Source organism: Pseudomonas sp. 34 E 7 (genome assembly GCF_900005715.1).
Classification (GTDB): domain Bacteria; phylum Pseudomonadota; class Gammaproteobacteria; order Pseudomonadales; family Pseudomonadaceae; genus Aquipseudomonas; species Aquipseudomonas orientalis_A.
In genome coordinates this window covers 1-4587 of sequence record NZ_CVTX01000177.1, presented here as the reverse complement: position 1 = coordinate 4587, position 4587 = coordinate 1, and the positions used below count along the sequence as shown (strand labels likewise).

4 protein-coding genes are annotated in these 4587 nt (G+C 64.6%); all 4 read right to left on the bottom strand.

What is annotated here, in order from left to right:
• Positions 1–749: 749 nt before the first annotated feature.
• Complete coding sequence (gspD, locus tag BFP96_RS24090) at positions 750–2969, bottom strand: type II secretion system secretin GspD (protein ID WP_065937139.1); 2220 nt, start codon at positions 2967–2969, stop codon at positions 750–752.
• Positions 2966–3490, bottom strand: coding sequence for a general secretion pathway protein GspN (locus BFP96_RS24085; protein ID WP_065887213.1), 525 nt, complete (start codon positions 3488–3490; stop codon positions 2966–2968). The genes gspD and BFP96_RS24085 overlap by 4 nt, the downstream gene beginning before the upstream one ends.
• Entirely contained in the window at positions 3487–4098 is a 612-nt protein-coding gene (gene gspM / locus BFP96_RS24080; protein WP_065887267.1) for a type II secretion system protein GspM, read from the bottom strand. Before gspM ends, BFP96_RS24085 begins: the two co-directional genes overlap by 4 nt.
• Positions 4073–4587 (bottom strand): PilN domain-containing protein (locus tag BFP96_RS24075; RefSeq protein WP_139113441.1); only part of this gene is annotated, 515 nt, incomplete at its 5' end. The genes BFP96_RS24075 and gspM, both read right to left, overlap by 26 nt.

Genomic DNA, 4587 nt, shown 5'->3' with positions numbered 1-4587 from the left:
TGGCCCAGTGCGGCTAACCCGGCGTCCTGCCGGGTTACCCACGAATTCAAGCCTGCGTTCGGCCAGCGTGGTTTAACGGGGCGCCTGAGATCAAGATCAAGAGCGACTCGCTTCGCATCGTGGTTACGGTTGAGCGCTACAGAGTTGTGTAGATACCTATGGCCATCGGGGGCAAGCCGCCTCCCACATTTGGATCGGGCTCGACACAAGAGATCAGTCGGCTCCAAGGCCGCGGCCGAATGCAGGCCTGAATCCGTGGCTAACCGCTTTTATGTGGGAGGGGGCTTGCCCCCGATGAGGCCCGGTCAGTGAGTGCATCAGTGACTGACACTGCCATCGGGGGCAAGCCGCCTCCCACATTTGGATCGGGCTCGACACAAGAGATCGGTCGGCTCCAAGGCCGCGGCCGAACGCAGGCTTGAATCCGTGGCTAACCGCTTTTATGTGGGAGGGGGCCCCCCGATGAGGGCCGGTCAGTGGGTGCATCAGTGACTGACACACTGCCATCGGGGGCAAGCCCCCTCCCACATTTGGATCGGGCTCGACACAAGAGATCGGTCGGCTCCAAGGCCGCGGCCGAATGCAGGCTTGAATCCGTGGCTAACCGTTATGTGGGAGGGGGCTTGCCCCCGATGAGGCCCGGTCAGTGGGTGCATCAGTGACTGACACACTGCCATCGGGGGCAAGCCCCCTCGCACATTTTGTCGGGATAGACACGATGTGCCGGTCGGCGCCGGGTGCGGGCAAATTTACTGCGCAGGCCGCAACAGCTGCATCTGCTGGCGATAGTCATCCGTCACCTGCCGTGCCTGGCTGCTGCTGGTAATCACCCTGGGCGTGATCAGCACAATCAATTCGGTACGGTCCTTGGATTTGCTGGTGTTGCCGAACAACCAGCGCAAGCCGGGGATCTTGCCCAGGTACGGCACGGCACTGACGGAATCGGAGTTGTCCTGTTTGATCAATCCGCCCAACAACACCGTCTGCCCGCTCTGCACGGCGACCTGAGTCGACACCGACCGTGTGGAGATACGCGGATTATTCGGCGTGTCATTACTCGACGATGCCTGATCCTGCGCATCACTGACCTGTTGCTGAATATCCATATACACCAGGCCACCCGGATTAATCCGCGGCACCACATCCAGAATCACACCCGTCTGCACATACTCCACACTGCTCAAGGTAGTGTCGGAAGCCCCCGTGTTCACCGTGGTCTGGCTGATAGGAATGTTATCGCCCACCTGAATCTGCGCCGGCTGGTTGTTCATCACCACCAGCGACGGCGCCGACAGCACCTGGGTGCGGCCGTTGGTTTCCAGGGCGTGCAGGGCCACTTGCAGGTTGGAGCTGACGAAGGAATAGAACAAAGAGTCCGCCGCCCCCAGCCCGGCCCCGCCACCGCCCAACGCGCCCTGGCTGCCGGAGGCGTTCGCCACCGTGGTGCTGGTGGAATTGCCGGCCAGGCGGCCGAGGTACCACTGCACGCCCAGGTCCAGTTCACCGGTGAGTTTGACCTCAAGGATGCGCGTCTCGATCTGCACTTGCAGCGGCGGATTGTCGAGGCGTTTGATCGCCGATTCGATCTCTTTCCACTGCACCGGGCGCGTGCGCACCAGCAGCTGGTTACTGCTTTTTTGCGCGGTGATGCGCGTACCGGCGTCGAGGCTTTTGGCCGGCGCGCCTTCGGTGCTGTCTTGCTCGACAGTGTCCTCGGCTTGTGGCTCCTGTTCCTCATCCTCCGCGGCAGGCTGGTTGTTATTCAGGTTATTGCTCAAGCCGCCAGGCGTGCTGCCGGACGTGCTGTTGGTGCCGGGCGATGACAGGGTCGCGGTGCGCAAACCCGGCGCGACCTTGGCCGGGGCGTCGTCCTTGATCGCTCCGCTGCCGTAGATCTGCCGCAGGTACTTGGCCAGGTCGGTGGCCTTCATGTTGCGCACGTCGTACACATACATCTGCGGCTCGTTGCCGCCGCCTTCGTCGATGGTGTGAATCCAGTCACCGACTTCGCTGAGGTACTGCGGCTGCGACGAGATCGCGACCACCGAGTTGGTGCGCTCGATCGGCAAGAACCGCACCATGCCCGCCAACGGCATGCCACTGTCGGGCCCGAACATTTTTTGCAGCTCGGGCATCAGTTCGGCGACGGAGGCGCGTTGCAGGCCGAACACACCCACCGACATGCCCTTGAGCCAGTCCACGTCAAAGGTGTCGATGGTGTCCTGATAGTTGGCCAGCTCCTCCGGGGTACCGGCCAGGCTCAGCACATTGCGCGCCGGGTCAACCAGCAGAAAGGCATTCTCGCGGGCAAACGGCTTGAGCAATTTCTGCATCTCGGTGGCCGAGATATAACGCAGTGGAAACAGTCGCGCCGACAAGCCGTTGGACGGTTGCGCCACGCGCATCTGCGGCACCAGCTTGCCCGCCACCGCCTGGTTGGCCGGCAAAATCACATAGCGGTTGCCCTGCTTGATCATGGCGTTGTCGGTCCACGACAACAGGGTTTCGAGAATCGACAGCGCCTGCTCCTTGTTCACCGGTTTGGAGGTGGAAAAGCTGACGTTACCCTTCACCCCCTGGGCAATGCTGTAGTTCTCATGCAGCAGGTCGCCCATCACGCTGTTGATCACCGCCTCGATTGGCTGGTCGGCGAAGTTGAACACGATGTCGCCGCCCGCCTGCGCCTTGCCGGCCGGGGCCGCTGTGGGTTGGCGCACGAACTGCTGGTTGCCGCGAATCAATTGGCGCTGGGGCGGCGTCTTGGCCTGGGGCTGGCTGCTGTCGACCGGGGCCTGTTCGCTGGCCGGGTCCACGGGCGGGCGTTGCGCGCCGGTGCCCTGCATCGCCTCATGCAGCAAGGCCTCGTCCGGGTCCAGATGCTCAGGGAATGTGCCGCAGCCACCGAGGGAAACGGCGGTGGCCAGGCAAAACACGGTGGTGCGCAAAGCGCCGGGGAATGTATCGATCAAGGGGCGGACTCGTGAGGAAGGGTAATCGGGGGTGTGGTCGACGGCGGCGGCAGACGCAGGCCTCGCAGGCTCAGGGTCTGCGTGCGGCCGTCGAGGACAAAGCGGGCTTCGCGGGGTGTCAGGTGTTCCAGGCGCCAGCCGTTGGGCAGGGTCTGGTCCTGGTGGACTTTCAAGGGCGGGCCGTCCGCGCGTTTGAGCAGTGCGACGCGCAGGTCGCCGTCCAGTACGATGCCGGTCAGCGTCAGGCTCGACAGGCTGGAAACGGCGGCTTGGCCAACCGCGCGGTCAGGGCTGCGGTCAGGGCTGAACAGCGGCGCCTGCCAGGTGCCGGCGAGGCTTTCCAGGGTTGCGCTCGGGGCCACCAGTACCTTGGCCGTGGCGTTGGCGCGCGCATCGGGTTCGGGCGCCGGCAACCACTCAGGCGCATCGCCGATGCTGCTGAGGATGCCGACCATCAACAGGCCCAACAGCCCGGCCACGCCGAGCAACAGCCACTCCAGGGGACGCAGTGCGTTGATCATCGGCGCACCTGCGCGGCGGAAGCCGGTTGCAGGTAGCCACGCACGAGCAGGTGCACCACCAGTTGACCGGCACCACCGCTGGCGGGCGCGTTCGGCCCACGGCGGATGCTCATCTCATCGACAAACAGAAACGGGCGCTGGTACTCCAGCTCATGCAGGATCGCGGTCAAGGGTTCGATGGCGCAGTTCAGGGTCAGGCTGACTTTGACTTGGCGGTAGGGTTCGCTGTCGTCCTGCTCGGGGGTGATCGGCATGCGCTGCGTGAGGCTGCAGCCGCCACCGAGGCCGGCGCGGCTGTTGATCAGGTCGGCGATGCGTTGCATCAGGTCCGCCGCCACGGCGCTGGGGTCATCGCCGGGCAGCAGGCTGGTGCTGCTGGCCGGGTCCTGGCGGGCCTCCTCGAGTTGCTGACGCAGGGAATCACCCTGGCGCAATATGCCGGCGTAGCGTTGCTGCTGTTCGCGCAGCTGCTCGGCCTGCTCGCCCATCTCGCGCAAGGGGCCGGCGAACCAGCTGTCGACCAATAGCCAATACGCGGCGCCGAGCACCAGGGCCAGGCCGATCAGGGCTGCGCCACGGCGCTCACGGGGTGTCAGTGGTCGGCGCATCGGCGGCCTCCTGGTGCAGGTGGGCGCGCAAGGAAAATTGATCCTTGCCGGTTTGCGCGTCGGGTTGGATCACCCCTTCGAACTGGGCATTTTCCAGGCTGTGGCAGCCCTTGATGCGGGTGATCAGGGCACTGGCCTTGGCGCTTTGCCCGGAGAATGAAACGTCGGCGCCGTCGTTGACTTCCAACTGGTCGATCCAGGTGTCGGACGGCAGGCAGGCGGTCAGTTCGTTGAGCAGCCCGGCCAGCGGCGGTTGGGCGGTCTTGCGGCGAATCAGGTACTGCGCGGCGCCACGGGTATTGAGCAGTTGCTGGCGCAGGGCCTGGATCTGGGCGACCTGGGCTTTTTGCGCGCGCACGCTTTGCTGCATGCTGTCGAGCACGCGCTGGCGGTCGTTGAGCCACAGCAGCATGGCGGCAATCAGCAAGGCGCCGCACAGCCACGGCAGGCTGCGTTGCAGGCCTTTGCCCGCCGGGCGCTGGCGTGGAC